Annotated in this window: 21 protein-coding genes; 9 read left to right on the forward strand and 12 right to left on the reverse strand. The window is 59.7% G+C overall.

What is annotated here, in order from left to right; genetic code table 11:
• Positions 1-92: 92 nt before the first annotated feature.
• Both LAO20_13600 and LAO20_13605 read right to left on the reverse strand, forming a co-directional pair.
• On the reverse strand, positions 93-419 hold the full coding sequence (locus LAO20_13600; protein MBZ5532460.1) for a DUF5615 family PIN-like protein: 327 nt from the start codon (positions 417-419) through the stop codon (positions 93-95).
• Positions 416-634, reverse strand: a complete 219-nt coding sequence (locus LAO20_13605; protein ID MBZ5532461.1) for a DUF433 domain-containing protein — start codon at positions 632-634, stop codon at positions 416-418. Before LAO20_13605 ends, LAO20_13600 begins: the two co-directional genes overlap by 4 nt.
• 792 nt (positions 635-1,426) lie before the next feature.
• Here LAO20_13605 and LAO20_13610 point away from each other — a divergent pair.
• On the forward strand, positions 1,427-2,005 hold the full coding sequence (locus tag LAO20_13610) for a lytic transglycosylase domain-containing protein (protein MBZ5532462.1): 579 nt from the start codon (positions 1,427-1,429) through the stop codon (positions 2,003-2,005).
• A gap of 48 nt (positions 2,006-2,053) precedes the next feature.
• Positions 2,054-4,507 (forward strand): N-acetylmuramoyl-L-alanine amidase, encoded by a 2,454-nt coding sequence (locus LAO20_13615; GenBank protein ID MBZ5532463.1) that lies wholly within the window; start codon positions 2,054-2,056, stop codon positions 4,505-4,507.
• Between the two features lie 536 nt (positions 4,508-5,043).
• Here the strand turns inward: LAO20_13615 and LAO20_13620 are convergent.
• Positions 5,044-5,589 carry a DinB family protein gene (locus LAO20_13620; protein MBZ5532464.1) on the reverse strand — a complete coding sequence of 182 codons (546 nt, stop codon included), beginning with the start codon at positions 5,587-5,589 and terminating at the stop codon, positions 5,044-5,046.
• Positions 5,590-5,732: 143 nt separating this feature from the next.
• Between LAO20_13620 and LAO20_13625 the strand changes: the two genes are divergently transcribed.
• Complete coding sequence (locus LAO20_13625) at positions 5,733-6,731, forward strand: AraC family transcriptional regulator (GenBank protein ID MBZ5532465.1); 999 nt, start codon at positions 5,733-5,735, stop codon at positions 6,729-6,731.
• Between the two features lie 7 nt (positions 6,732-6,738).
• On the opposite strand, the gene LAO20_13630 is transcribed toward LAO20_13625, so the two are convergent.
• From LAO20_13630 to LAO20_13650, 5 genes are all read right to left on the reverse strand, one after another.
• Positions 6,739-7,293 (reverse strand): hypothetical protein, encoded by a 555-nt coding sequence (locus LAO20_13630; GenBank protein ID MBZ5532466.1) that lies wholly within the window; start codon positions 7,291-7,293, stop codon positions 6,739-6,741.
• A 202-nt stretch (positions 7,294-7,495) separates the two neighbouring features.
• Complete coding sequence (gene infB / locus LAO20_13635) at positions 7,496-10,483, reverse strand: translation initiation factor IF-2 (protein MBZ5532467.1); 2,988 nt, start codon at positions 10,481-10,483, stop codon at positions 7,496-7,498.
• 176 nt (positions 10,484-10,659) lie between these two features.
• A complete protein-coding gene (gene nusA / locus LAO20_13640; protein ID MBZ5532468.1) occupies positions 10,660-12,192 on the reverse strand; it encodes a transcription termination factor NusA in 1,533 nt (510 codons plus the stop codon).
• Between the two features lie 232 nt (positions 12,193-12,424).
• Positions 12,425-12,916: a ribosome maturation factor RimP gene (locus tag LAO20_13645; GenBank protein ID MBZ5532469.1), complete on the reverse strand. Its 492-nt coding sequence runs from the start codon at positions 12,914-12,916 to the stop codon at positions 12,425-12,427.
• A 478-nt stretch (positions 12,917-13,394) separates the two neighbouring features.
• On the reverse strand, positions 13,395-13,817 hold the full coding sequence (locus LAO20_13650; protein ID MBZ5532470.1) for a biopolymer transporter ExbD: 423 nt from the start codon (positions 13,815-13,817) through the stop codon (positions 13,395-13,397).
• Positions 13,818-14,170: 353 nt separating this feature from the next.
• On the opposite strand from LAO20_13650, the gene mscL reads away from it, so the two are divergent.
• Positions 14,171-14,581 carry a large conductance mechanosensitive channel protein MscL gene (gene mscL / locus LAO20_13655; GenBank protein MBZ5532471.1) on the forward strand — a complete coding sequence of 137 codons (411 nt, stop codon included), beginning with the start codon at positions 14,171-14,173 and terminating at the stop codon, positions 14,579-14,581.
• A gap of 147 nt (positions 14,582-14,728) precedes the next feature.
• On the opposite strand, the gene LAO20_13660 is transcribed toward mscL, so the two are convergent.
• Positions 14,729-15,577 (reverse strand): TonB family protein, encoded by an 849-nt coding sequence (locus tag LAO20_13660; protein MBZ5532472.1) that lies wholly within the window; start codon positions 15,575-15,577, stop codon positions 14,729-14,731.
• A gap of 308 nt (positions 15,578-15,885) precedes the next feature.
• Between LAO20_13660 and LAO20_13665 the strand changes: the two genes are divergently transcribed.
• From LAO20_13665 to LAO20_13675, 3 genes are all read left to right on the forward strand, one after another.
• On the forward strand, positions 15,886-16,206 hold the full coding sequence (locus LAO20_13665; GenBank protein ID MBZ5532473.1) for a hypothetical protein: 321 nt from the start codon (positions 15,886-15,888) through the stop codon (positions 16,204-16,206).
• Positions 16,207-16,312: 106 nt separating this feature from the next.
• Positions 16,313-16,828, forward strand: coding sequence for an energy transducer TonB (locus LAO20_13670; GenBank protein ID MBZ5532474.1), 516 nt, complete (start codon positions 16,313-16,315; stop codon positions 16,826-16,828).
• A 15-nt stretch (positions 16,829-16,843) separates the two neighbouring features.
• A complete protein-coding gene (locus LAO20_13675) occupies positions 16,844-17,362 on the forward strand; it encodes a hypothetical protein (protein MBZ5532475.1) in 519 nt (172 codons plus the stop codon).
• Positions 17,363-17,630: 268 nt separating this feature from the next.
• Here LAO20_13675 and LAO20_13680 read toward each other — a convergent pair whose 3' ends face one another.
• A complete protein-coding gene (locus LAO20_13680; protein ID MBZ5532476.1) occupies positions 17,631-17,927 on the reverse strand; it encodes a hypothetical protein in 297 nt (98 codons plus the stop codon).
• Between the two features lie 349 nt (positions 17,928-18,276).
• Between LAO20_13680 and LAO20_13685 the strand changes: the two genes are divergently transcribed.
• Together LAO20_13685 and LAO20_13690 are read left to right on the forward strand one after the other, a co-directional pair.
• Positions 18,277-18,660, forward strand: a complete 384-nt coding sequence (locus tag LAO20_13685) for a hypothetical protein (GenBank protein ID MBZ5532477.1) — start codon at positions 18,277-18,279, stop codon at positions 18,658-18,660.
• Positions 18,661-18,934: 274 nt separating this feature from the next.
• Positions 18,935-19,531, forward strand: coding sequence for an N-acetylmuramoyl-L-alanine amidase (locus LAO20_13690; GenBank protein MBZ5532478.1), 597 nt, complete (start codon positions 18,935-18,937; stop codon positions 19,529-19,531).
• Between the two features lie 416 nt (positions 19,532-19,947).
• Here LAO20_13690 and LAO20_13695 read toward each other — a convergent pair whose 3' ends face one another.
• Both LAO20_13695 and LAO20_13700 read right to left on the reverse strand, forming a co-directional pair.
• Positions 19,948-21,651 carry a hypothetical protein gene (locus LAO20_13695; GenBank protein MBZ5532479.1) on the reverse strand — a complete coding sequence of 568 codons (1,704 nt, stop codon included), beginning with the start codon at positions 21,649-21,651 and terminating at the stop codon, positions 19,948-19,950.
• Positions 21,652-21,771: 120 nt separating this feature from the next.
• Positions 21,772-25,122: a vitamin B12-dependent ribonucleotide reductase gene (locus tag LAO20_13700; GenBank protein MBZ5532480.1), complete on the reverse strand. Its 3,351-nt coding sequence runs from the start codon at positions 25,120-25,122 to the stop codon at positions 21,772-21,774.
• Between the last annotated feature and the right edge of the window lie 33 nt (positions 25,123-25,155).

The raw sequence follows: 25,155 nt of genomic DNA on the forward strand, positions 1-25,155 counted from the left end.
CAGGCGCCCTCGCCTGCGTAGCAGAATCTCCAGGCAAAGTTAACCCGTGTGGCACAGGCACTCCTGCCTGTGCCCGCGTCAGGGCGGTCTAACTACCCGCCAATCCTGATTATCTGTGCTGGCTGGATTGACTCAATGGCCTCCAAACACTCAGCAGCGTGCGGGTCAACGTCAAAAAAGCGGTTCGACTTGGCGCGAATCACAATAATCGCGATTTTCTTACCGGCGAGATTCTGTTGGAACTCCAGGCCCCTGTCGAGCGTGACGAACAAATCAAAAATACCTTCGGCAAGATTGAGCAGTTCGCCGTTCCTCTTTCCCGCAAGCCCAGCCTCGGGGACGGTTTGGCACTCATGTCCCGGCCGTGCAAGACTGAATTTGAATCTTCTTGGAGCACATTCATCGATGAGGATCTTCATCGGATCTGCGAAAGAACCAGAGCCTTAGCTTCTTCCAGCGAAGCAATCGCAGCGTCACGGCTCACCGTGGGAAAATCGGAAAGAAATTCGTCCAGGGTCTGGCCGCCTTCAAGGTAGTCCATCAAGGCTTGAAAAGGGACTCGCGTGCTGCGGAACACCGGCGCGCCGCCCAGGATGTTTGGGTCTTTGACGATTACGCTTTGGGGGCCGGCCATAAGAACCTCCGTGCCCTTCAGTTTACCTCAGGACGCGAGCGGAGGCGGCACGTGTGGTCGTTACCTCTCGCCCTACCTTGCCGCCACCATTCCCCATCCGTAGTAAAGCGACGCCAGCACCAGGTCAGCCATGGCCAGCGCGTAGAAGACGAGTCTCAGTCTTTTCATCATAGGCATATGCGGCAGAACGCCAACCTCAACCAGCCTTGCGCAAAAACTTGCTCAAGTTTTGTAAATCCCGCATGGCCAAAACCGGTCACCGAATGCCAAATGCAGTTTTTTCAGCCCGATTCAGCGCTTTCCCGGCGCTCTTGGGTGTTTTGCAGTATTTCTCAGGTGTTCACCTGTTGGATTCACCCGGTTTTGCCGCATTGCCCTCGGCCTGGAACCGGCTTATAATCCGTACACTCTGGCCGTTCTCAACATCGGGATGGGTAAAAGGTGTGGGCCTTCAGAGAGCTAGCGGAAGGCCAGGAGAGCTGCTATTTTTTGCGTAACGCGATGAAGAAGCACCTGTTTACCATCCTGATATGCGCCACGGCGATGGTAGCGAGTCACCCAGCCAGCGCCCAAAGCATTGTGGCCAGCCACGATGCCTACGGCCATCCCGTCTGGACTGACGGCGGAGACACACGGTCTCAGCCAACGCCACAACCGCCTCAAGCCGCCTCTGCGTCCAAAGTGGAAGGTCCTTCTTCCCTTGCGGACGTCTCATCGCGTTACAGCGGGTTGGTCTATTGGAGTTCCAAGGAACACCGCTGGAAACCCGTGCCTACTAGTTCTTCACCCACCATGAAAGCGGCCAAGCAGGCCGCCCTGGAGGTCAATCATCTCGTGACGGCCGTGCCCAGCAACGGGACGAGCAAGCTCCGTGCAGGATCGCAGCCGGTGGTCCCCGGCCAGGCTGTGCCGGCGACGATGCCTCCGGAATCGGTGGACAAGGCCATTGAAGCGGCCGCCCAGCGTCATGGAGTTGACGCCAACCTGGTGCGCGCCGTGGTCAAAGTGGAATCAAACTTCAACCCGCATGCGGTTTCGCGCAAAGGGGCCATGGGCTTGATGCAGCTCATGCCTTATACCGCAAAGTCGCTCAACGTGGGCAACGCGTTTGATCCCAGCCAGAATGTGGACGCCGGAGTGCGCCACTTGAAGAACCTGCTGGAAAGCTACAACGGCAACGTGGAACTGTCGCTGGCGGCGTACAACGCCGGCAGCGGGGCCGTCAGCAGAAACAAAGGCATACCTCCTTACCGGGAGACGCGCGATTACGTAAGAAAAATCACGGACCTGTACAAGGGACCGGCTCTTCGCCCCAAGATACTGGAATCGCGTGACGCAAACGGGCACCGCATTTTCTCTAACAACGATTAAGCGGGTCCGGGGTTTAAACGATTTAAGGGTGCTTTGCAGCAGTCGCCAATGAAACTCGCTCTCCCTGCCCTGCGACGCATGGCCATCGCAGCGTCACTGGTGTGTCTGCTGCTCTCCTCGGCTGAGGCCCGCACCGTCAAGCAGAAGAAACAGGCCGCCGCCAAACAACTGGAAACCGCCGACCGCCTGCGCGACAGCCTGGACGGCACGCCGGAAGCCGACCGCGAACGCAGTGACTACCAGAAAGTTATCGAGGCCTACCGCAAGGTCTATTACACCGCGCCCAGTTACGCGAAAGCGGACGTGGCGGTGCTGGCCGTGGCCGAGCTCCTCGACGACCAGGGCCGCGTGCTCAACGATCCCAAGAGTTACCACGACGCCATCGGCCAGCTGGCTTTTCTGCGCCGCGAGTATCCCGGCAGCAAGCATCGCGTGGAAGCGCTGTTCACCATCGGCGAAATCTTTTTGGACGACCTGAACGATCGCGATCAGGCCAAAGCCACTTTTCAGGACTACCTGAAGCACTATCCCAACAGCACGCTGGCGCCCAAGGCCAGACAAGCGCTGGCGGAGATCGCCGACGCCGGCAGTAGCGGCAAGAACGGCAAGAAATCAGCGCGCGCAAAACACAATCAGCGCAAGGCCGGACCCAAAGCCGCGTGGGCCAACGCCCGCCCCAAACCCGAAGTAGCGAGCAAGCCTGAACGCGCGGCCAAGGCCGAAGCCAGGCTCGAGCCCAAATCGTCCAAGCGCGGCAATACCCGCACCCCTAACAACGACGCAGCCGCCGCAAAGGATGCTGCCGCCGCCGCCGCCGCCGCCGCTCCGCCGGCGCCCGCGCAGCAAGACGCGTCGCTCACCAAGCCGGCCCCTTTGCCGGGCGGCCGCATGCCGCGGCTCACCAGCATTCGCCACTGGTCCACGCCGGACTACGTTCGCGTGGCCATTGATCTGGAGCAGGAAGTTAAATACGACGTGGGCCGCGTTCCCAAACCGGACCGCATCTTCTTTGATCTTTACGGCCTCAAGCTCGCGCCCGACCTAGTGGGAAAATCGTTTGACGTGGAAGCCGGCTTCCTGCACCGCATTCGCGTGGCCCAATATAAAGTCAACATGGCCCGCGTGGTCCTGGACGTGGACGACGTGGCTGAATATTCCGCCTTTCTCCTGCCCAACCCCTACCGGCTGATCATTGATATTCACGGCAAAATTCCGGCATCGCAGGTGGCCGGCAAGCAGTCGCCCAAACCGCAGGACGCCAAGTCCCAAGATGTAAAGGGCAATGAAGCCAGAGGGAATGACGCTAAGGGAAATGACTCCAAAGCGGCTGACGCTCGATCCACCGACGGCAGAGGTACTGACAACACCAGAGAAGCTGACGCCAAGCCTGCGCCGCAGGACACCGAATCCGACGTAACCGTAACCAATCTCCGGAAGCCTGCTGCACCGGCAACACAACCATCGGACAACACAAAATCCGCCGCAGCCAAGACCCCGGCCAAATTTGCTCCACCCAGGACCACGGAAGTCGCCAAAGCCGAGCGGCCCAAGTTTGTTGACGACAACACCATGGAGTCGGCGGACTCGAGCAAGACCACCAGCAAACCCACAACGGCTCCCACGTATGAAGCCGTCGCTCCCAAGCAATCCAGCCGCAATCGCAAGAGCAAAGTCACGGGCAGTGACGCCAACGGCCCTGCGCCCAACACCCATGCCGCCGCACCCGCCGCGAACGGTGAACGTTCGCTGACTCGCGCGCTAGGCCTCAAGATCGGCAAGATTGTGGTGGACGCCGGCCACGGCGGGCATGACACGGGCACCATCGGCCCCAACGGCCTGCTGGAAAAAGACCTGGTGCTGGACGTCGCGCTCAAGCTGGGCAAACTGCTGGAAGACCGCCTGGGCGCGGAAGTGGTCTACACCCGCGACGACGACACCTTCATCCCCCTGGAGACGCGCACGGCCGTCGCCAACAAGGAGCAGGCGGACCTGTTCATCTCCATCCACGCCAACTCCAGCAGTGACCAGACGGCGCGCGGCGTGGAGACGTATTACCTGAACTTCACTTCGTCGCGCGACGCGCTGGAAGTTGCCGCCCGCGAAAACGCCGTGTCGGAAAAATCCATCCATGAGTTGCAGGACCTGGTGAAGAAGATCGCGCTCAAGGAAAAGATTGAAGAGTCGCGCGAGTTCGCGTCTGACGTGCAGAAGTCGCTATACACCGGGCTCAACGCCAAGAACCCGGGCATCCGCAATCGCGGCGTGAAAAAAGCGCCGTTCATCGTGCTGATCGGCGCCAACATGCCTTCCATCCTTGCGGAAATCTCCTTCGTCAGCAATCCCGGTGACGCCAAGAAACTCAAGACCGGCGACTACCGCCAGCGCATCGCCGATTCGCTCTACAAAGGCGTGGCCAAATACATCAGCGGCCTCAGCGGGGTGAAGGTGGCGTCACGGAACCGCGACGGCCTGCGGAGTTCCGCAGCCGTCGCCGCCAAGTAAAGCTTCTTCCCTTCTTTTCTTTCTTATAACGAATTCAGAATATTTTGCCAGGTACGCCCTTTTCTTCGTGGCGAAGTGTGCATTCCCCTCGCTTTGCGCGGCCGGCTTGTCCGCCCGACAAATCGCTGGCGTAGCCACTCACCAGTCCCCGCAGGGGACGGTTGGCAGTAGCTCCAATACGGTTCACTGAGAGGAAATCGGGCCTTCTCGATAGGCCGATGTTCAGCGCCGTAGGCGCAAAAGAGCCTAGCCCAGGGCGGAAGCCCTGGGAAAAATGTGAGAAAACGACGAGCCCCGGCAGGGCGACAGAGAGATGTTTGCCCCGCGCGATCCAGCCGTTTTCTTCGTGGACCGCGTTGGCAGTAGCCCGCCGTGGCGCGGGATCCCAAAGGCGCGCTGCGTTGCGCGTCTTGGGGTACAGAACGACGAAACCGAAATAGAGGACCCCAGGCCCCGCAGGGGACGGCTGAGACAACGCGGATTTCAACCCCGCGATTTCCTGCCCGATTTCGCGCCCTTGAGCCCGCTACAAACAACTAACGTCCCAGGGCTTTGCGGATGCGAGCCAGATGATGCCAGCTGTGGCGAAGCGCGTGGTCTTCAATCACAAACTGCGCGGTCATCGGCGCGCCAAAGCTCAGCGAGAATGGCTCAGCCCGGTCCAGGTCATCGTCGGTGAAGGCGCGTACCGCGTCGGCCGCTTCCCGGCTGTTGCGGCGCAGCAGTTCCAGCGCGGCGGCCTTGGTCGCTGCCGCGTGCTCCTGGGAGTGTTTTGCATTTATGCCGGCGATCACTTCCCACGTAACCTCCGTAATCGGCTTGCCGCTGGCGAGAGTTCGCGCCGCATCAATCTCGATCGGATACATGCTGGCAACGTGGTGCACGATCACGCCCACCGTGCGCCGGTCGCTCTCGGACACCGGTGCGAGCCACTCCGCTTCTGAGAGGCCTTCGGCAAACGCCGCCAGGCCGTCAGCGCCTTCTTCAATGCGAGCGGCCAATAATTCAGAGCGGCGACTCAAAGCCTTCTGTTTGATTTGATCAGAATCTGTCGTGTATATCGCTTTCGCTATCGCGTTCATTCCTGGCAATCTCCTTACATTTGCTTGTTGGTGCCATGCTGCTGGCAATCCACTTCTACTATGCCGCCGGCCGGGCCTTGAATACTTGATCGAGCGTCCCGTATTCTTGGCTCTAACGCTTATATTTCACTGAGGCTGTTCCGATGGATGTGCTTTCCGATGTGTTGCGGGTGGTCCGGCTGGATGGCGCGCTGTTCTTCCACGGAGAGTTCTCCGCGCCCTGGTGCTTCCGCTCCTCCGAATCGGCGGCCATCACGGCGTGCCTTTCGCCGCATGCGGGACATCTGATCATCTTCCACTTTCTTACCGAAGGTCGCGCCTATGCCAGACTGCCGGATGGACGGCGGGAAGAGCTGACGGCCGGCGACATCGTGGTCTTCCCCCACGGCAACGTCCATCTTCTGGGCAATGGCCCGCCCGTAAAACCGGTGGATTCTTTTAAGACGTTTGATAGAAACCTGACTCAGGGGGTCAAAGTCGCGCGTTTTGGCGGCGGCGGCGAGCTTACCAAATTCGTCTGCGGATACCTGGCCTGCGAGCCGCGCCTGAGCGAAGTCTTTCTCGCCGGCTTGCCGCCACTCCTGAAAGTGCACGTCGTCAACGAACCCTCAGGACAATGGCTGGAGAATTCCATTCGCTTCTCCGCTGGCGAAGGCAGCGGCTCAAATGCCGGTACCGGGGCGGTGCTCGCCAAGCTTGCCGAAGTTCTGTTCGTGGAGACGTTGCGGCGTTACATCAGCACCCTGCCGCCCGACCAGACCGGCTGGCTCGCCGGCGCGCGCGACCCGTTCATCGGCCAGGCGCTGGCTCTTCTGCACAAAACGCCCGCGCATCCATGGACCATCTCGGAACTAGCGAAGCGCGTCGGTCTTTCACGTACGCGCTTTGCTGAGCGGTTCCGCCATTTCCTGGGCGAACCTCCCATGGCTTATCTGGCGCGATGGCGTGTGAAACTGGGGGCGGAGATCCTGCAGTCAACCGAGGATAGCGTCGCCGAAGTCGCGGCCAGAGTGGACTACGGCTCAGAAGCTGCTTTCAATCGCGCGTTCAAGCGCGAGTTGGATTGCCCGCCGGCGCAATTCCGCCGCCTGCGTAACGCCCCGCCCGCCGAGCGTGCGCCAAAGACCCGCCGCCGCGCTTGATGACGCGTTACCCTTCCGGCTCAAACTTCTGGGTGTCAATCCAGCTCTTGACTTCGTCAGCCACAGAAAACGCCTGCGTCTTGTTGGCGGTATAGCGCTGGGTCAGCGTGTACGCATGCTTTTCCATGGGAATCTCCGCATAGCTGCCGCCGCTGAGAAAGCCGTTCACATAGCGCGACGCGAACTCTTTGGTCCCCATCGCCGCATACTGGGCCACGTGGACCAGCTCATGGAACAGCAGACTGTCCGTCAGGTCCTCATGCGACGCCACCACATCAACAAAGGTGACGGCCGCGGTATCGGAGAAGCTGGGCAGGTTCTTGATGCCCATCACCCGCGCCATGCTGTAGAACGGCGGGTCCAGGATGCGCTCGCCGTGCAGCACGATCACCCGCGTCTGCTCCAGGACCTCGCTGGGGAAGAAAGACTGCATGGCGGCTTTGTGTTCGTACGTGAGCGGCGTGGCGCGGAAGGAGTAGCGCTTCTGGTTTTTCAGAATGAAATCTTCAACCATGCCCGAAAGCTGGCCGATCATGCCGGGAGGAAGATTGGTCAAGTCCATGTCGTGATTGATGGATCAAATAAAGAATTGGTAATTGAGTAATTTGGTAATTGGGTAATTGAAAAACCGGGAAAAAGGTAAGCCGAAATTCCTCCCCTTCGGCGAGCTTTTAGGTGAGGTTTCCGTCTACTGCTCCCGCTTGGCTCACGTCAACGCTCGCGCACAATTACCCGATTACCAAATTACCCAATTACCAATCTGTTTACGCGACTCCCATTTCCGCCGCAATCTTTTCCGTCACAAACGCTTCAATCACATCGCCTTTCTTGATGTCATTAAAGTTCTGGATGTTGATGCCGCACTCCATGCCGTTGCGGACTTCGCTGGCGTCGTCCTTGAAGCGTTTGAGCGAGCCGATTTTGCCTTTGTACACCTGCACGCTGTCGCGCACCAGGCGGATTTCCGAATCGCGCTTGATGATGCCGTCCAGCACCTGGCATCCCGCCACCGTGCCCACCTTCGGCACGCGGAACGTCTCGCGCACTTCGGCGCGTCCCTGGTAGGTTTCCTTGATGATGGGCTCCAGCATGCCGGTCATGGCTTTTTTGATCTCGTCCTGGAGTTCGTAAATGATGGAGTGCAGGCGGATGTCCACCTTCTCCATTTCCGCCAGCTCCTGCGCCTTGCGTTCCGGACGCACGTTGAAGCCGATGACCACCGCGTTCGAAGCCGAAGCCAGCAGCACGTCGTTTTCCGTGATGGCGCCAACGCCGGAGCGCAGGATCTTGATCTTCACCTTGTCGTTGGAAAGCTTGGTCAAGGTGTCGGCCAGCACTTCCGCAGATCCCTGAACGTCCGTCTTCAGGATGAGCGCCAGCTCCTTCATGCCGGCGTTCTTGATCTGTTCAGCCAGGCCTTCCAGCGAAATCTTGGACGACTTGGCCAGCGTAGCTTCGCGCGCTTTCTGCTCGCGATACTCGGAGATCTGGCGGGCCTTCTCGCGGTCGGCGACGAGCAACTGGTCGCCCGCTTCCGGCAGGCCTTCCAGGCCCAGCACTTCCACCGGAGTGGAGGGCGGAGCTTCTTCCACCAGGTTGCCGCGATCGTCAAACATGGCGCGCACTTTGCCGAAGATGTTGCCCACGATAAAGTTGTCGCCCACGCGCAGCGTTCCGTTCTGCACCAGCACCGTGGCCACCGAGCCGCGGCCGCGGTCAATCTTGGCTTCCACCACGGTTCCCGTGGCCGGCCGCTCAGGATTGGCCTTGAGTTCCTGCAGGTCGGCAACCAGGCAGATCATCTCCATCAGCAGGTTCAGGTTGGTGCGCTTCTTGGCGGAGACGTCCACAAATACCGTGGTGCCGCCCCAGTCTTCCGGCATCAGGCCGCGATCGGCAAGCTGCTTCTTCACGCGATCAGGCAGGGCTTCCGGTTTGTCAATCTTGTTCACCGCCACAATGATCGGGACTTTGGCCGCTTTGGCGTGGTCCATGGCTTCCAGCGTCTGCGGCATCACGCCGTCATCGGCGGCCACGACCAGCACGACAATGTCGGTGACTTTGGCGCCGCGGGCGCGCATGCGGGTGAAGGCTTCGTGGCCCGGCGTGTCCAGGAACACGATCTGGCGTCCGAAAGCGGGCGAATCTTCCTTGGTGATGCGCACTTTGTACGCGCCAATGTGCTGCGTGATGCCGCCGGCTTCTCCGCCAGCCACGTCGGTTTCGCGAATCGCATCCAGCAGCGAAGTTTTGCCGTGGTCCACGTGGCCCATGATGGTGACCACCGGCGGGCGCGTGACCGCGGCCGCAGCGGATTCTTCCGGAGTCCCGGCCATCTGCACCATGTCCTGCGCAGCCTGCTCTTCAAAGGTCACGGACGTTGCTTCCGCGCCAAAGTGGCGCGCCAGGTCTTTGGCCAGTTCGAAATCCAGGCTCTGGTTCACCGTGGCCAGCACGCCGCGGCTCAGCAGGCGGGCAATCAGGTCTTTCGCGCGGAATCCCAGCTTCTCTGCCAGGTCTTTCACGCTCACGCCTTCGCTGATGGTGATGGTGCGGGTGATCGGCAGCGGCTCGTTCGACGGCACCAGACGCGGTGGCGGAACAAAGCCCTTCATCGTCCCTTCCCGTTCCTTCGGGATATACGGCGCCCCTGGACGGCGTGGCGGACTCGGCCTTCCGGCCGGCCTGCCGGGAACCGGTGGCGGGCCTCCCGGCCCAACTCCTCCCATGCCCGGGCGCGGCGGATAACCGCCGGTGCGCGCGGCGCTGGTGGGATGCGGACCGCGGCGTTGGTCACTGCCAGGGCGGTTGTATTGCGGGCGGGCGCCGGGCGCTCCTCCCGGACCACCTTGACTGCCTGGGCCGCTAGGCCCACCCGGACGCGGGCGCTGGAAAATTGGCTGTCCGCGGACCACGCCTTGCGGACGGCCGGCGGAACTCCCCTGCTGCCCGCCTCGGGACCCATGCATCGTTCCCTGCGTCGGCATGGGCGGACGCTGGGTCACCGGCGCTTGGTACACCGGACGCGGTCCCGTCTGCGGAGTAATCATGCGTCGCTGCGGGACCAGCGGCTGATGTGGAACCGGCTTGCCCGGTGGAACGGCTGCGGCTGGCGGCGCGGCAGCGGCCGGAGCGCCTGCCTTGCCGGTTGGCGCAGGCGCAGCGGCTGCGGCTGCTTGCGGCTGCACCGGAGGCGGCGTAACTACCACGGCCGGCGGCGCGCTTGCAATCTTTTCCGCTACGGGCGGAACTGGAGGCGGCGGAGGCGCAACTATCGGCGGCGCTTGCCGCGGTGCGGGAACTACCATGGGTCTTTCAACTTTCGCCGGGGCTGCCGGCTTGGCGGTGACTGCAGCCGGCGCTTCAACGGCGGCGGGCGGCGCAGCGGGCGGATGGGCAACCTGGGGCTTGGCGGCGGCGGGCGTCGCATGAGCGGCGGCAGCAGGCTTGGCCGTCGCTGCCAGCGGATGCTGCTTCTCAAGTTCCCGCTGCTTGATCAGACGCGCCACGTCCCCGGGCTTGGAGATCTTGGAGAGATCAATCTTGGGCTTGATCTCCGGCGGGGCAGACTTCTCTTTGGAGGCGGAACCGGACTTGGCGGAAAGGTGTTTTCTCACCTTTTCCGCTTCATCTTCCTCAATCGAGCTTGAATGGGTCTTCTTCTCCGTGACGCCCACTTCCTGCAGCACGTCGAGAATAGCTTTGGCTTTTACTTCAAGCTCTCTGGCCAGATCATTGATTCGAATTTTCATCCGTTCTGTGTTTCCTCCAGGTGCTGCCTTTTACGCGATCATAGCGACCTCACGACATTAGGCTTTTGGCGCATGCTGATGAAAGCCGCGCAAAAATCTTCCTGCTTGACTTACGACTCTTCCTCGCTGGTCTCTTCCCCGCCTGCGTTCTCCACGCCCGCGGTTTCATGCGCGGGCTATTCTTCGCCATGTACGTGCACTTCAGACACGTCCGCGTCGGGAGCGTTCTCCACCCCGGCGACTACTTCAGCTTCGTACGCCTGGCCGGTTTCCAGGGCCTCGGCGCTCTGGGACTTGGCCGGTTCTTCCGGCGCCAGTTCAGGATCGGTGTTGCCGCCTTCCGCGGCCTCCGCTCCCGTCGCAACCTCTGCCGCTGCCACTTCGCCCGCTGCCACTTCGCTCGGCGTTTCCGCCGCCGCAGCCTGGGGCTCTAGACTGGAGAAGTAATTATTGACCGCTACAAATATTTTTTCCACCGTCTTAGGGCCGATTCCGGGCAGCTCTTCCAGTTGTTCCGGAGTCATGTCCGCCAGCGCTTCCACCGTTGAGATACCCGCTTCGTTCAGCTTGGCGATCAAGGCTTCACCCAGGTCCACCACGCGGTCCAGCGGCGTGGCAGCTTCGCCGCCGCCCACCAGGGAAGTCATCTGCTGTTCCACTTCCTGGCGTTTTTCTTCTTCGCTCTTGATGTCAATCTTCCAGCCCAGCAGCTTGGCCGCCAGCCTCACGTTCTGGCCTTTCTTGCCGATGGCCAAAGAGAGCTGGCTGTCATCCACCACCACTTCCAGGTGCTTGTCGCCGGTATCCAGCACCGTCACTCGGCTCACTTTGGCCGGCTGCAGCGCTTTTTCCGCGAAGGTCGCCGGGTCCTCGTGATACTCGATGATGTCAATCTTCTCGCCCCGCAGTTCGCGAATAATGGATTGCACCCGCATGCCCTTCATGCCCACGCACGCGCCCACCGCGTCCACGTCTTTGTCTTTTGACACCACCGCAATCTTAGTGCGCTCGCCGGCTTCGCGCGCAATGGCCCGGATCTGCACCGTGCCGTCGTAAATCTCCGGCACTTCCGTCTGAAACAGGTTCTGCACCAGCTCCGGCGCCGCGCGCGATACCACCACTGCGGGGCCCTTGGAATTTTTGTCCACGCGGGTCAGCACCACCCGCACCCGTTCGCCCACGGCAAACGATTCCAGCCGCGACTGTTCCTTCTTGGACATGCGCGCTTCCGCTTTGCCAATGTCCAGGATCACGTCCGGACCTTCAATGCGCTTTACCGTGGCATTGATCACTTCACCCACGCGTCCGATGTACTCGTTGTACACCGTGTCGCGCTCGGCTTCGCGCACCTTCTGGAAAATGATCTGCTTGGCGATCTGCGCGGAGATGCGTCCCAGTCCTTCCGTGGACTTGAGGAAGCGCACTTCCCCGCCGACTTCCGCGTTGGGATCAATGGCCTTGGCCTCTTCCAGTGAGATTTCCAGTTGCGGGTCGCCAATATCGTCTTCTGACGGCAGAATGGACTTCACCGCATACACGCGTATGCTGCCGGTTTCCTTGTCCAGCTCGCCGCGCAGGTTTTCCTGGCTTTTGTCCTTTTTGCGAGTGGCCGCAACTATGGCGTCTTCCACCGCACTCACTACAATTTGCGGATCAATGCCCTTTTCCCGGCTCAGCGCATCAATGACGTTGTAAATCTCACTTGCCATAAGTTCTTTTCCTATAAGTGCTTGTTACCCGATTACCCACCAACTGCCGCGGACTCTGTGTTTTCTTATGCCGGACTTACTTGCCGCCGATTCACGATTCTCGTGTGGCACCGTCGGCTGTGCGCCCTTGCCTCTATTCCTGATCCGCGTTCATCCGCGCTAATCCGCGGTAAGTTTCTTGCCTTTCCGATCACGCGGGATGTCGGCGATCACGGCGATTCCGGCGATCTTTCTAAATATCCGGCACCAAATTGGCCTGTTCCACGTTGGCCAGGTCAATTTCCACTTTCTGTCCCGGCGGTGCGTGTCCCGGCTTGGGCTTTTTCTTGCCTGCCGTCATCTCCAAAGTCAGGCGGCCTTCGCTAAAACTCTCCAGCTTGCCGTTAAAGTACCGGTTGCCGTTGACCGGCTCATGTGTCATCACTTTCACCCGGCTTCCGATATAGCGCGCGTAATCCTCAGCCTTGAGCAGCTTGCGGTCCAGCCCCGGCGAACTCACCTCCAGCGTGTACGATCCGCCCGGCACCGCGTCTTCCACGTCCAAAACCGCGGAAACGCCCCGGCTGACGTTGGCGCAATCCTCATGCGTCACGCCGTCCGGCTTGTCTATGGTGATTCGCAGCGTCCGCGCCTTGCCGCCGCCCTTCAGCTCCACTTCCACTAATTCGACGCCATGCGTCTCGGCAACGCGCTCCGCCACGGCCCGAATTTTGCCGTCATTCAAACTTCTCGCTCCGATTGAGCGGCCCTGTCTCAGCCGCCTGTTGCCGATCACGCGCGATTACGGCGATCACGTGCGATTCCGGCGATTTTCTTCACCCCAAAAAGAAAGTGGGCCTTTCGCCCACTGGTACGTTCGCCATCGAATTGGGGACTGACCAACCCACCTGCGGCACACCACAAGCCACAGGGCCGAAACCAGCTACAACAGATGTAATGATACGCTGCTTTTGGACAAAAGACAACCGGGCGACCCACCGCTAAACCGCATGTTCTCAGCTGCTTGGCTGACAACTTTAGATTTTCACCTTAGTTCAACCGGCGCGTGGTCAAAACCGTGCCGTTTCTAAGACCACCTTCACGGCAAGCGCAGACCGTTGCGGGGTGGAGCAGGCCCTTTAGCCTGCGGTCAGGCTGACATAAATTGCACGGCTTCAGCCCCTGAGGTTTTCTGAAGTCTTTGCGGTAACTCTGAAACTGGTCTAGTCCTTAGTACCCAGCAGTCCCACGCGTTCCGCGCCCGCTACATGGGCCATGTCCACCACTTGCGCCACGTACTCAAAGTCAATTTCCGGATCGCCTTTGACGAACGCAACTTTCTCTCTGCGCGACTTATAGATGTTGCGCAGCCTCTGCTCCAGCGAGTCCCAGGCCACCGGATCTTGGTTGACCTTGAGCGTGGGTTGCCTGTCTTCGCCCACGTCATGCAGTTGGACCACGATCGGCGTGTCCGGCTTCGTCTCCGGTTGGCTGGGGCTGGGTTGCGGGATGTCGGCTTTCTCTCCGTACTGGTGCACCGGCAGCACCACCATAAAGATGATGATCAGCACCAGCAGAACATCAATCAGCGGCGTTACGTTCATCTCTGCGGCAGGGCGCGCGCCCCCATTCATTGACATGGACATGGGTGTTCTCCTTGCATTCAACAAAGAAGGGCCTGCGTCAGCGTGACCTCTTTGAGTTTTTTGCGCACGCTGGAAGATTGGACACTTGCCGGGTGTGAGATGTTCCAGAGGAAAGCATTCAGCAGTCAGCACTCAGCACTCAGCACTCAGCTGTTTTCGTGGTCCGTTTGGAGCGTAGCTTTCTCTGAAATCCCGAAGCGTAGCGAGGGATCTCTATGACAGAATTGTTTTTTGCCAGTTGCCAGTTGCCAGTTGCTAGCTGCTTTTGCTGACTGCTGACTGCTGATTGCTAATTGCTAATTGCTATTTCCTTTCCTGTATCATTGCTCCGATCAACGCATACGGAGGCACCCATGTTCAAAGGCTTCAAAGAATTCATCATGCGGGGCAACGTGATTGACCTGGCCGTCGCCGTGGTAGTGGGCGCGGCGTTTGGCACGGTGATCACGTCGTTCGTCAGTAACGTCATCAACAAGCTGATCGCGGCCGTGGTGTCCAGGCCGGATTTTTCCGCCTTCAAGCTGCACCTGGGCGGGACCGACGTCACCTACGGCGTATTCCTCAATGATTTGGTCGGCTTCCTGCTGGTGGCGTGCGCCGTGTACTTCTTTATGGTGGCGCCCATGAACGCCTGGAAGGCCCGCGCGGCCCGCGCTGTCGTTCCGGCTGATCCAACCCACAAGAAGTGTTCGGAATGCCTGAGTGAAATTCCGGTCGCCGCCAAACGCTGCGCATTCTGCACCTCCGTGCTGACGGCGAGCTGAGATTCGCGGACCGGCCTTGTCTGTCGCAAAAAACGCCTGCGCAAAAAAAACGCCGGCCGCGAAGCGTGCCCGGGTGTCAGGTTCCCACGGCATAAGCCTTCGCGGCCAGCGTCAGACGGATTGTTTACCGCGATGTAATCTTCTTGATCACCGGTCCAGGTGGAAGTTCACGATGATCGTGGTTTCCACTTCCAGCGGTTCTCCGCTGAGCATGTACGGCTTGTAACGCCACTGTTTCACCGCGTCAATCGCCGCGGGGACCAGCAGCGGGTGGCCGCTGATCAGCTTCAGGTTTTCAATGTTCCCTTCTCTGGAAATAATGGCTGCCAGGGTCACGGTGCCTTGAATGCGCGCCCGCAACGCGACGCCGGGATACACCGGCTCTACCCGCTGAACGAGCAAGCCGGTGGAAATTCCCGTGGAAACTCTCAGCCGCTTGGGGACCGCCACCACCGGCGCCGTGCTCTTGTTTGCGACGGTCAGCAATGATCCCAGCACTCCGTTCGATTGTCCGCCGGGGACGCCGCCTTCCACGCCTCCAATCACGCCGCCGGTCTGCACCGGCGCTTCTTCTTCCTTGATCATCTTTACGCTCTGGGGAATCCTGCTGGGGGTGAGCAACTGTCCGTTCACGACCTCCGTCACCACTCGCGCCACTTTCGTGGCCGGCGGTGGTGGAGGTGGCGGCGGAGGCGGTGGCGGCGGAGCCACCAGGAAATTAGCCAGTTGGGCCGCCGGCAGCACGTCAATCACCATGAAGGGCACAAGCACCGCAATCGCCAGAACGATGGTCTGAATCAGGAACGTGGTCCCTGTGCTCCAGCGACGGCGTTTCGCATCGGCGCCGCTCAGTTCCACAAAACTCTGCGAAAACAACGGCCGCTGCGGCACAGCAGCCGGGACTACGGCGAGACCGGCTGTTCTTCCCACTTCTTGAAGAGGCGCCTTTGACTTGGCTGCCTCATCTTTTTCGATCACCACCAACGGACTGCTCATGGTTTCCTCACAAACCGGCTGTCGAACGTGAGACCCGCGCCGCGAATGCCAGCCACTTGTGTCTCCGCTCCGGCCAACCTTAACTTGTGATTTTCGTCCGCCCTGGCCGGGCAGGCAGTGACGGGGGTCACACAAGCCGCGCCGCATTCCCTAGTGCCTCCGGACCCGCATGAACAGCGGTCGCGGACGATGCATCGCGGAGCCGGCCCGGCGGCCCTTCCGCAAGCGGCCAGGAATCTGGCGGGTGTTACGTCATCAGACAGGGTTCGTTGCAAATCATCCAGCGCTTGCGGTAAAACTTCCCCATCATGACCGGCGCCTATGCTTTCTGGTGCGACTACTCCAGCACCGGCAATCTTCAATCCCGTTTGAACGAAATCGGCGGTTGGGAGTGGCACATGGGCGACTCCTACTGGTACGGCGACTACCTGGCTTGCCGGCCTTTCCCCGGAGTGCGCATCCGCATTTGCGATTTTCCCGGCCGCAAAGACGACGCCTACGTCTACGAATCCGACGTCAGGCGTGATCGCGAGTGCACCACTCCCATGGAAGTAATTGATGCGGCCTACCGCAAGGTGCTAGCGCAGGTCCCCGCGCATGACGAGCATGAAATTGATTGGTTCGACTGAGGGCAACACCGGTTCGCGCGCAAAGTCCCGGCATCGCCGCCGATCTTGCTCTTCTTCTTCCGCGTCCTCCACGCCCTCTGCGGAGAAGTATGGTAAAGTTCCTGCCATGCGTGCATGTTTTCTAGCTGTTTGCCTGACTTTCGCGCTGCTGGCATCTTTTTCCGTACAAACCGTGGCCGGCCAAACCGCATCGCCGACTCCGGCAGCCTCGCCGAGCCCATCGCCGTCTCCTTCACCATCACCCACACCGGCGGGCGGACAAACTAACGGGCAAACTCCCCAGCAGTTTGTCGCAAAGGTAGTCGGCAAAACCAAGGACGGCGAACCAATCTACTCGGCTGGCCCAGGCATCAAACCTCCAACAATTACTTCTCAGCCGGAGCCGGACTACTCCCGGCAAGCGGCCAAGAAGAACATTCGAGGAGTTGTCGGAATTGAAGGCTACGTCGGAAAAGATGGCAAGTATCATGACGCCAAGATTGTGCGCGCACTCGACCCGATTGTTGATCCAGTGGCTCTCGCCGGCGTCTCTCATTGGAGGTTCAAGCCGGCTACCAAGGACGGCGAACCGGTCAATTGCCAGGTCTACATCGAAATGCGCATCAATCTGGGGAGTCAATAAGGAATCGGGGTACCCATGAAACGTCCCACACTTTCATTCTTTGCCGGTTGTGTATTGGTTTTCTCGCTATGCGCGCTTGCAGCAGCGCAACCGGCTTCCCGCAGCGTCGCGCCTTCCTCGGGCAAGGCATTGTGCTCCGCCCTGACGCCCGCTGACTTCACCAAGGCCGGCGTTCCGGTGTCCGCCCTGGACCAGGCCAACCTCGACGGCAACGACGGCGCGTACTGCGTTTACCAGAGCAAAGCCGGCAAGGTGGAGTTTGACATCTTTTTTCTCGCCGGCAATACACCGAAAGAGGTGAGCGCCACGGAGCAGACCGTCCTGGGCGAAGGCGGCGGCAAGTTCACGCCCGTCCAGCTCGCGGGCGCCGACTCCGCCCAGATCAGCCTGTCGCTGGCCGACCAGCCCGCCTCCGCCTGCATCGTCGTCCGGCGCGGCAAAGCGGTTTTTGACATCGTGATTCCCCGCGGCGCTCAGGCGCGTCAGCAACTCCTCGACCTGGCCCAAATCGTGCTCAGCCGGCTTAAGCAGTAGAAGGGCGACGCCCCGGGCCTGCTGGCGCAGAGCCTGCCCTGAGCAAGCTGAGCGAAGCGGAGCGCTGGCTTGGCTAATTGCCAATTGCTAGTTGCTAGTTGCTGGCTGCTGACTTCGCATCAAAACGAAATCCCACCTTGCAGCGAAGCTAAAAAACTAACTTCTCCGCAAGAGTGGGACGCCCGCAATTTTCGTGCGGGATAAAAGACGGTGCGCGCCGGGCGAGACGGCCTGGTTTGACTCATCGGCGCCGGCGCTGGTCCCGTTTCTAGTCGTTATCGGGATGCGTGTGACGCCAGGTCCAATACTTGAGTTGGTCCGTTTTACGCCGCACGGCGAACTCAACATGTTTTCTGTGATTCTCCGCTTCCCAGCGAGTGTAAGCGCGGGATTCACGTTCATTCCACTCATGGTAATCACGGTGCTTGCGATCATAGTACCGGTGCACTTTGTGGTCTTTGTCATCATTGTCGCGGCGGCCTTCCTGGGCGGAAGCCGCAAAAGCCACTGGGCCGGCCATGGCCGCAATCAAAATCAACGAACTTAGATATTTTTGTACTCGCATGTTTGTCTTTTGTCCTTTTTGATCACGGACTCGCGCTCCGCGCCCCAAAGAGCTTTGATCAGGCTTTCCGTTAACGGAGCGGTTCGTGCTCATCCCTAACCTTATAGGGAGAGCGCAGGCCGAGTCTGAGCAGAATAGACCACTTTGCGGCGATTGCAAGACCGGTCCTTTCCCTTGCGACCTCTGCGTCCCTGGCGCTGGATCTGGCATTTTCAGATCACCCGATCACCCGATGACCCGATTCTTAGTCGCCCTGCGCAAAAACCAAAGGCGCTAGGGATAGGCCATCCAGGCGCTATGTGCGGGAAAGGTAAGGACGCCCGTCCACCATGGTATAACTCGGGAGCGTATGAACCTCATTATCATTGTGCTCGCTGAACTGTGGCGCCCGGTCTTTGCGCTGCTGACCGGCCCCGACCACGCGCTGCAGGATTTCTTCCGCGCCAGGGGCACCAGCGCCTGGTATGTTGTCCTGGGAATGGTCGAGAGCGTTGAGCTCAGTCGGGGTGAATACATGTGGCGGGTGACCCTGGCCTATTCCTACCCGGTTGACGCCGAACGCCGGCCGGGCGAGACCTTCCGCCTGTTTGCCTATCAACGCCAGGCCCTGCGCTATGCGGAGGCCCATCCTGTCCGGAGCATCGTGGCCGTGCGTTATGGGCCGGGAAAGCCGGAAGCGTCGGTGGTGCTGAAAGATGACCAGCGCACCGTATTTCCTGACGGCAGCATCTGAGACGGGCCCCGGTCGCAAGTGGCTTGTGGGCCACCCTCGACTGTCGTGAGGGATAGGTCGGGCACCTGGGGCTCGAGACTCAAAAGCTTATCGAAAAGCCGCAAGTGCCCTACAGGGAACGGCCGCCTTTATACGTTCTTTTCTTTCAGTGGCAATCAACATCACGCGGGGTTGCGGGACGCAAAAGAATGGAGTGTAGTATGCTCCGCGCAACGTTCCGCTTTAACCACGTGGCTGGCGACAGAGGTCCGCCGGTGCAAAGGAGGATGCGAACATGGGACCGGAAACTGATAACTTTCCCTTCATCCAGGCCCGTTTCTTTCGGCCGTTTAACGCCGGCCAGCGGCCCGTCAGGCTGATCGTCATTCACACCATGGAGGTCCCGGAAAGAGACGGGATCGCCAAAGACATTGCGAATGACTTTGCCAATCGCCCCGAAACCAATCAAGCTTCTGCGCATCTGTGTATTGACAACAAAGCGATCTTTCAGAGCGTGAAGGACAACGATATAGCGTTCGCCGCGCCCGGCGCCAATCAGGACGGCATTCACCTCGAACTGGCCGGAAGGGCCGCCCAGACGGCGGAGAACTGGCAAGATGCCTACAGCACGGCGGTGCTGGAGAACGCAGCCAACGCGGCGGCGCAGTATTGCTTGAAGTACGAAATCCCGGTCAAGCACTTGACCAACGCGGAGTTGGCTGACCTGAAGTCTCAAGGCTTTGTGGGGCACGTTCAGGTCACCGACGTTTTCAAAAAAAGCACCCACAGGGATCCGGGCGAGGCATTTCCATGGGACCGCTTTCTCCAGCGCGTCGAGTTCTTCCGCACCCAGCGGATGAACGAGTTGAATCCGGCCGGAGACGGCGCGTAGTTCTGGCGCGGGGAAAGAATCAGAGGGGACGCGTCATCGAACCCCTGAGCGCCCCCTTCCCCCCACACCTTTGGACTTCAGTCCAAAGGTGTGAACTTCCTCTCTGCCGAAGGCTCGCGCGTAGCAAAGCAGAGCGCACAAAGCATCAGAGGGACACGGCGTATCTATCCCGCCCTTTGCTCCGCAAAGGAACGGGGCACCCAGCAGAAGATTCATGTGATCACGCTCACACACGCCTTGACGTCCACCTTTGGACTTCAGTCCAAAGGTGTGCCTTCCTCTCTGCCGAAGGCCTGCGCGTAGCAAAAGCGGAGCGCGCGAATCAGGAATCAGAGGGACGACTCAACGTATCCCACCCTTGCTCCGAAGCTGAAACATCAACGGCCAGCTTCTCAGCAAGAATGGGGCACCCGCGATCATCGCAGGGATAGGTGGGGCACCCGGCTCTCCACACCTGCTTTCATGTGTCCCTCTGTCAAATCGCCGATTTCCACGGCCGTGTCTTTAAGGACATCCGCTGTCTCTTTGTTTGCAAGTTGCTTTAGCACGTCGTTGGGCGTCAACATGAATGGCTTTAATTTCGCACTATCGCGGCGGCACGCTCTACAATATCCTTCAAACACTTTGTCAAGCCCAATATCTTTGCCACGCGGCGAAACACGTTCTAAGTCCTCTACAGAAAGACAAGTTAGTGGGGCAACCGATTGCGATATCTTCATACCTTCGGCGTGCATCAGTTCTTGAAATATTTCGTTCAGAAAGACATTTATTCCAACTGTGGATCCAACTTCGTCCCTTGTAACAAGAACTGGAAAGATGCGATTGATCTTATTGGCCTGAATGTCAGGAAGTTTGAGACCGTCTTTAAACAGTTTCCTCAACCCGCTCACAATCTGGCGCAAAGCCTTGGGACTCTTTCCATCCTCCACAAAGTTCCGCCGCAATGTTCGCTCTAGGTACCCAAGATCTCCACCATATTTGGCTTTTGCGCTGATGGTTGAGGTTTTGGTCTCAACCATAAGAAGCGCGTCGCCGCTCAACACCGCGCAATCGGTAAACTGGTCCCCGTCGGGGAAACGCGGGTCCGGAATGACCTTGTTGAATTTCGGGGCAGCGCCCAGTTGCAGGATGGTTGAGATGTAACGCTCAAAAAGGTTTCCCCAGAACGAAAAATACACGTTCGATTCTGCTTCTGGAATTTGCCGACGTGCAGCCCAAAAAGGACCAGATTCCGCCTTTTCACATAAAAAATTGAAATCGAGCAATATAAGACGCCCGTCAAGCCTGAGCAGGGGAGTCTCGCGAAAAGCCGTGAAATCGGATGGCTCACGCTGCTGCGTAACCTGGTGCTTGAGCTCGTCAGGACTTGCGCAGATATAGGACAGGTAATCCTTGATTGCATCTGCACCAAAATCAGTTGTGCTAAACCACGTTTCGGGCAAATCAATCGGCGATGTTACTCGGGTTCTTGCTACTTCCCTAATGAAAGATGTCATCGTCATGAACTGCAGAACCTGAAAGTCCGTCAGTTCCAAACGGGTTTGCATCTTGAAAAGATTGGGTATGTCGAAAAATGGCTGCGACTTGGCGAGAAGTGGCAAGGTTTTCTGCAGCATCCAGAAAGATCTAAGTATCTTGTACTCATAGCTGTGAAAGGCGCCGGCCTCCTGAATACCGAAGAAATGGGCGGCAGCCACTAGTGCTTTCTGACGCAAGGTCGTTGTCTTGGGGAAAATATGGGCTAACAGGTCATTCGCTCGGAGTAGAGCATTCCCAAGCAGACGATAATCCTTGGCAAGATCTAGTCCCGTTTCCGAACACACGAACAGCGCTTCCTTTATTAAGAACAGGAGTTGTTGACGATGCAGAACCACGACAGGAGAAGAGCGATCTAGGTCGGCCATTCTTTGTATCTCGTCTTTACAGAAAAACAGCGAAAGCAGTTCGTGTTGAGGAGACCTACTTGGTCGACTTTCCTCTGACCTAAGTTCATTGTTGAGAGCAGCAAGCAACTTCAATAGTGGGGCCAGCGCCAGCGGCCGAAGTTCGTCCAATAACTGGTCGCGGGTGGAACGCGAACCGTAAAGTCTTTCGTGCGTTACGTAAACAACCGTCTGCATGTGGATTTCGATTTCAGAAAATAAACGGGCGCAGCTTTCGCCGCGCCCGCCACATCGTTTTCGTTTTTCAACTACTCGCTTTGTGCCGGGTTGACCGGCCTATCTTCAAATGCGTTCTGCCTACGAACAACCACTCGTCGAACCGCAGGACATGCATCGGTAACACGAGCCATTCCTGGTCATAATCGCGCCGCAGACGTGGCAACTGGGTGCGTCGCCCATGTCCACCAGGTCGCGCATGGCGTCAGAGGGATGGATGATGCCACGGTCGGCGAAACCCGAGCTGCTAGATGCTGGCTCCTGGCTGCTAGCCAAACCGCCGCGCGGCGGCGTGGTCTCCGAAATCGGCATGGGCTGGATCGGCTGCACACCTTGAATCTCAGTCACAGCCGACGCCGGCTGTGCCACACGAGTCTCCAACGCAGCCTGGTTCAACGCAGGCGAGGGCGCCTGCGCTCCACTGCTGACTGCTCCGGTCAGTGCTGACTGCTGAGTGCTGCCGGCTGCGCCCGGCGAAGCAGGCGCCAACGCCGGAAACAGCGGAAACTGCTGTCCGGACACAAATCTGATCTCCAGCCAGCGGAAGATGTAATCCATCACGGACTTGGCGATGGGGATCTCCTGGTTGCCGGTAAAGCCTGAAGGTTCAAAGCGCGTGTGCTGGAACTTGTCGCAAAGCAGGCGCAGCGGAACTCCATGCTGCAGCGCCAGAGACACCGCCGTGGCGAACGAGTCCATCAAACCCGATACCGTGGACCCTTCCTTGGCCATGCGGATGAACAGCTCTCCCGGCGAGCCGTCACGATACTTGCCCACCGTGATGTAGCCTTCATGTCCGCCGATGTTGAACTTGTGCGTGATGGACTCGCGCTCGCCCGGCAGGCGATGGCGCAAGGCCTTGGGCGGCGCCGAATGCCGCTCGTCGCCGATGGGGCCAACCGTCCGGCGGATAGCGTCCAGCGCGGAAGCCTGCACGTCTTTGTCCGTCCCGGCCAGCCGCAGCACTTCCATGGCAAACGCCTGCTGCTCGGGCGAGAGTTTGGCAAACGTGGATTCTTCTTTGGACATCGGCGCCGCCACCGGCACTGCGGCGGTTCTCTCGCCAGCGCCCGCGGCGGTTTTCTCATTTTTCGTCCCGCGACGCGCCGCTTCATCGCGCTTGGTGGCCGCCATGAGCGGCTGCGCTTTCTTTGACCCGTCGCGATAGATGGCCACGGCTTTGAGTCCCATCTTCCAGGACTGCACGTAGGCGTCCATGATGTCTTCCACCGTGGCCGCTTCCGGCAGGTTCACCGTCTTGGAAATGGCGCCGGAGATGAACGGTTGCGTGGCCGCCATCATCTTTACGTGGCCCATGTATTGAATGCTGCGCGTGCCTTTCTGCGGCTTGAAGCTGCAATCAAACACCGGCAGGTGCTCGTCGCGGACGCCCGGCGCGCCTTCAATCGTTCCGGTGGAATCAATGTAGCTGACGATGGAATTCACCTGCTCCGGCAGATAGCCCAGCTTCCACAGCGCGGACGGCACGGTCTGGTTGACGATTTTGATCATGCCTCCGCCGACCAGCTTTTTGTATTTGATCAGCGCCAGGTCGGGTTCCACGCCGGTGGTGTCGCAATCCATCATGAAGCCGATGGTCCCGGTGGGCGCCAGCACCGTCACTTGCGAGTTGCGATAGCCAACCCGTTCGCCCAGGGCCAGCGCTTCGTCCCAGCACTGCTTGCTGCCGTCCAGCAGCGTCGCGGGAACGTTTTCTTTGCTGATCTTGTTCACCGACGCCCGGTGCATGCGGATCACGTCCAGGAACGGCTCGCGGTTGATGTACCAGCCCGGACACGCCGCGCCCCACGTGGCCGTGGGCTCGCCGCTGATGCTGGTGACTTTCTCCGCGATGGCCGCCGAGTACGCAGCCTCCGGGCCTTTCGTCGCCGGCAGCAGCGCGGGGCATTGGTCGGCGATGCGCGCCGATTGCAGGTACGCTTCGCCGCACATGATGGCGGTAACGCAAGCTGCGTAGTCGCGGCCGGCATCGGAGTCGTACGGCAGGCCGCTGGCCATGAGCAGCGCGCCCAGGTTGGCGTAGCCGAGCCCCAGCGGACGGTAATCATGCGAGTTGCGCGCGATCATCTCCGTCGGGTAGCCGGCGTTGTCCACCAGGATTTCCTGCGCGGTAATCATCACGTCCACGGCGTGGCGATAGGCGGGGACGTCAAATTCGCCGTTCGACTTCAAGAACTTCATCAAGTTGAGCGACGCCAGGTTGCACGCCGAATCGTCCAGAAACATGTACTCGCTGCACGGATTGCTGGCGTTGATGCGGTCCGTGTTCTTGGACGTATGCCAGCGGTTCACGGTGGTGTCATATTGCATGCCGGGGTCGCCACACTGCCACGTGGCTTCAGAGATTTTGCGCAGCAGGTCGCGCGCCTTGTAGGTCTTCATCGGATGGGCGTCGCGCACGGAGCGGGTGGAAAATTCGCCGTCGCGCTCCACCGCGTTCATGAACTCGTCGGTCACGCGGACGGAGTTGTTGGCGTTCTGGAAAAAGATGGAGCTGTAGGCTTCCGAGTCGGGCCCCGAACCGTCATAGCCCATCTCCACCAGCGCCCAGGCCTTGGCTTCTTCCTTGGCTTTGCACTCGATGAAGTCCACGATGTCCGGATGGTCCACGTTCAAGATCACCATCTTGGCCGCGCGGCGCGTCTTGCCGCCGGACTTGATCACGCCGGCGAATGCGTCAAAGCCGCGCATAAAGCTCAGCGGGCCGCTGGCCGTGCCGCCGCCGCTCAGCTCTTCGCTCGACCCGCGCAGCGGAGAAAGATTGGTGCCCGTGCCGCTGCCCCACTTGAACAGCATGCCTTCGGTCTTGGCCAGCGTAAGAATGGAGTCCAGCGAATCTTTGATGGAATTGATGAAGCACGCCGAGCACTGCGGGTTCTTGTATCCTGACCCGGAAAATTCCACCGTGCCTTTGTCGGCCAGCCAGTGCCAGTTTTGTCCTTCGGCTTGCGGCTCCAGCCGGTCGCAGCCCACGTTGAACCACACCGGCGAATTGAAGCTGGCCTTCTGCTGCAGAAGAATGTGCACCAGTTCATCGTGAAACACGTCGCGGTCTTCGGCGGTGGAGAAGTACCCCTGCTGCCATCCCCAGTCGCGGATGGTTTCCGCCACGCGCTGGATCAGCGCGCGCACGCCGCTTTCCCGCTGCGTGGCGCCGTTGGCGTCATGGTTTTGCGAACCGTGCAGATACTTGCTGGCGACGATGTTGACGGCCGTCATGGACCAGTCCTTGGGCGATTCCACGTTGCGCTGCTCAAACAGCGTGTTGCCCTTGGCGTCCGTGATGCTCGCCGTGCGCAGCTCCCACTCCACTTCGTCGTAGGGCGAAACGCCCACGCGGGTGAAGTACCGCGGGAATTTCAGTCCCGGTGCAGCTTTGGTTTCCGCCTGGGTTTGCCCCGCGCGCGTCATCTGTTCATTGCTGGTCTTCGCTGTCACGTCCGC

Source organism: Terriglobia bacterium, assembly GCA_020072815.1.
Classification (GTDB): Bacteria; Acidobacteriota; Terriglobia; order Terriglobales; family Acidobacteriaceae; genus Angelobacter.